3 protein-coding genes are annotated in these 4,104 nt (G+C 30.1%); all 3 read right to left on the reverse strand.

Annotated features, from left to right (window positions below; genetic code table 11):
* Nucleotides 1-914: histidine kinase (locus tag U9R42_04080; GenBank protein ID MEA3495195.1), on the reverse strand; the 914-nt coding region annotated here is incomplete at its 3' end.
* A gap of 211 nt (nt 915-1,125) precedes the next feature.
* Nucleotides 1,126-3,519: a TonB-dependent receptor gene (locus tag U9R42_04085; GenBank protein ID MEA3495196.1), complete on the reverse strand. Its 2,394-nt coding sequence runs from the start codon at nt 3,517-3,519 to the stop codon at nt 1,126-1,128.
* Between the two features lie 16 nt (nt 3,520-3,535).
* A partial coding sequence (locus U9R42_04090; protein MEA3495197.1) for a class I SAM-dependent methyltransferase occupies nt 3,536-4,104 on the reverse strand: 569 nt, incomplete at its 5' end.

A 4,104-nucleotide genomic window follows, 5' to 3' on the forward strand; every position in this document is an offset into this window, starting at 1 on the left:
ATTTTTGTTGATTCAATCATGTTCTTTTTTAGCTGAATATTGTTTTTAATGATTAGGTAGTTATTTTTACTCGTTAAACTAATAGTTAAAGGATTTTTTTCTGAAATTATATTATGTTTTATTGCATTTTCAACAAGCATTTGAAGCGATAAAGGCGGAATATAATTGTTTAATTTTTGTGCATCAATATTAATTGAGATTTCAAGATTTCCTTCATGTCTTATTTTTTGCAGAAAAATATATGAATTAAGAAATTCTATTTCATCTTTTACCAGAACTACAATTTTTTCTTTTACATCTAATACATGGCGATAAATTTTAGAAAATTTTGTGATAAACTCCTTTGCTTTATCGGGATGTGTGTCTATTAAAGAATATACAGTATTCATGCTATTAAAAAGAAAGTGGGGGTCAATTTGATTTTTCAATGCTTCGAATTGCGACTGTATATTTTCTCTTTTAAGCTGTTCAGTTTGTACCAATGAATTTTTCCACTGCTGAAAATAATAATATCCTTCGAGTATTGAAATAGCAAAAGTGTTTATTAATATTGCAACAATTATATTATTAAATAAAACAATATATAATTCTTGATTTCTGAAATTAAATGCAAAATGGAATATCGCTGCACAAATTGAAACTATTATTGTAGCATTAAAGTTGGTCAACAACACTTCAGAACTTATTCGTTGAAATAATTTTTTATCCCAAGGGAATTTTCGTTGCAACCAATTGAATGTTTTAATATTAACCGTAAAAATTAATACCGAAACAACAAATGAATACAAAACCCCGATGTGCATGTTGTGTATGGGTTTATTGCTACCTATAAAATGAAATTTTAAATAGAAAAATGCCGGTATAAGCAATGCGATTGCAATGCAGGCTAATAGTATTTTTTTGTTGAATTTCATTTTTTTATTATCAATTAAAAAATTGAACACGGATAACACGGATTTTCACTGATATATTATCCATGATTATCTGCGTTATCCGTGTCATCAGCGTTCCTATTTATCATTCTTGTTTGCACTATTTTATTTATTTTTACTAAATTTAAGTAATAATAAAACATTTGTAAGCATTAATTTAAAAACTCTCACATTCTTCCAACCCTCAAAGATACTAAAAAACCACCCTATACTGTACCATCGGAAATATACCAAGTTGATAAATCATTTCTTCTTTTACTGTTTCAGTATCAAATATCATCATATACGGATTCTTCCTGTTTATAAAATTTTGAATATCAAAAGCTAATTCTTGCGAGAATTTTTTTCCGTCCAACCTGAAAGCTATTCTAATATCCGGTCTGATATAATCAGCAAATTGTTTTGAAAACGGATTTTTTTCGTCAAGTTCGGTTTGTCCGCTTTGCATTGATTTTACTATGTCAATAGCTGTGTATCTTAATCCTCCTGCATAAGTTAGCTTTCCATCAATAGCTATTACTTTTTTATATTTTGCATTTTCTTTTTTTGAAAATAATTTCCATTCTTTTCCTGCCAAAGCATTAAAAACATAATTCCCGTTGAAAGCTGTATTTCTCAATATTCCATCACTTCCTTTATATTTCGATTCGTATAACGAAGCGGTTAAAAGATAATAAAATCCTTTATCCATAAATCGTTCAACAGTAAGTTCTATTCCGTAATTTGTGCCGCTGCCTCCGTTTACCAACGAATCGGGTGTAAATCTTGTAAAAGAATTGCTATTTAAAATTGAATAAGCACTATTATTCTGCTCAACTACTGCCTGAAAAATATCCTGATAATAAGCTTCTGCTTTTAATCGTAAATTCTCATTAATTTGAAGATTATATCCCAAAACAAAGTGATTGCTTTTCGTGAAATCCAAATCTTCGTTTGGCCTGAAATAGCTCAGGTCAGGTAATTCAACCTGTTTAAAATAAACACTTAAGGGCTGACAAATACTATGCAAACCGTAAGCAAATCCAAGCGATTGGGTATTAGATAAATTCCATTTTATCCCAAACCGGGGTTCAATAGAATTGCTATTATTCAATGTTAATTGTTGAAAATGAATGCCGGGATTAAATATTAAATTATCGGTGAGTTTGTATTGCCATTGAATAAACGCTTCGTATAAATAAGTAAAATCATTATTATCTGTTGTTATAAGAAATCTGTCGTAACTTGCATTATAAATAGAATCAATTAAATTCATGCTGATTTTTTTAACATTCACACCTATTCTGAAATTATGATGTATATTAATCTTTTTATTGATAAAAAAGTTACCGAAAATTCTCGAATCTGTTAAATCCATTCGAACATAAGGTATAGGAGTGTTTGTTACAGTGCTTACAGAATCAACAACATTATCATTGAGCATTGTTGATGCACCAATAATTAGTTTTGAATATGTATTACTATTAATTAAATAAGTGTGTGAAAACCCGATTGTTCCCATTTTACTTTTTGATAAAACATCCCTATCTTTATAAGCATAAGCATTATCATCTTCTTCTGTTGTATCTCTTTCGCTGTATAAAAAATTTATATCGCTAATTCCACCAATACCAAAAAATGTAATTCTTCCTATTTTTTTTGTCGGGAAATTTAGCTTAAAAGTTAAATCCTGATAATTAGGGACAGCCTTTCCTGTTCCAACGCTGATACCCATTGCTTGCAATGCACCCATTGTTGAATAACGATAATTTATTAAATATGATGAGTTGTTTTTTTTAGAAATAGGACCTTCTGCTCCAAGTTCAAAACCATTAAACCCAACTTGTCCGAGAAATTCATGCTTCTCGTAATTTCCATTTCGCATTTTCAGGTCAAACACACCTGAGTATGCATTACCATATTCGGCAGGAAAAGCAGCGGTCATAAAATCCGAATTAGAAAGAACATTATTATTTAACATGCTTACAGGACCACCAGTTGCACCAAGTTGCCCGAAGTGATTAGGGTTTGGAATATCAACACCTTCTAACTTCCATAATAAACCTGCCGGAGAATTACCACGAATTACAATATCGTTAAGGGCATCGTTTGAAGTACAGACACCTGCATAATTTGCAGCCATTCTCGAAACATCATTCCTCGCTCCTGCATATCGCTGGCTTTCTTCAATAGAAAAAGTTCTGGCACTAATGCTTGTCATCTTATTTAAAACTTCTCCTTTTCGTGAAGCGGTTATTACAACCTCCTCCATTTTCTGGACTTTCTCTTCCATTTCAATGTTTACTATCAATTCCTTACCTGAAATAAGATTAAGATTATTTAATGTAACAGTATGATATCCTATATATCGGACTTGTAAACTGATCCTTCCGACAGCAACATTTTTTAAAACAAAATAACCTTCGTTATTTGTAATTGTTCCAACAGGCGGGTCTGTTTCCAATAATATTACCGTAGCCCCTGGAAGTGTTGCCTGTGTTTGTTTTTCTATTATTTGCCCTCTGATTGTTTGAGTAACACCCTGTGCATTAGCACCTGACACGACAGTTGTTAATAGAACAACAAAAATTATTTTTAGTATATTCATAATTATTTATTTTGTGTTAATTATTTTTTGGATTACATAATATATATTTTTTATATTCCTTTTCAATTTCCCAATATCCAGATTCTTTGACTTTTTCTATTGTTTTTTTTCTTGGCTGATGTCCGTCTTCAAGAATTAAGATACAGTTAGACTTTCCAATTCTATTTAATTCAGCTAAAAAACTTTTATAATCTTTTACCATGTGAAACATATCAAGTGCATATATTAAATCGGCTGTATTATTAGATATCTCAAGCTTATTTCCATCTGTTTGAAAAGTTTTTACATTATCTAAATTATATTTCGCAATTATTTTTTTTACAAATTTAATTGCTAATTCATGAATATCAACAGCATAAACTAATCCCTCATTTCCAACTAATTCGGATGCTTTTCTTATATGCATTCCTGGACCACAACCATAATCAACAACAATACTGTTCTTTTGTATTCCGAACTTGTCAATGTTTTCACCAAAAGGTTTAAAAAGATTCCGAACCTTAAATATCAACGACATTATTCTAAACGCAATATTTGGCATTTTTTCAAATTTGCTTATAGATTTGTTTTTTTTCATTGTATTAA

The sequence above is a fragment of the Bacteroidota bacterium genome, from assembly GCA_034723125.1.
Lineage (GTDB): Bacteria > Bacteroidota > Bacteroidia > CAILMK01 > JAAYUY01 > JAYEOP01.

Coding starts and splice junctions, on each gene's coding strand:
- U9R42_04085 (MEA3495196.1), bottom strand. CDS start 3,519: ATGAATATACTAAAAATAATTTTTGTTGTTCTATTAACAACTGTCGTG.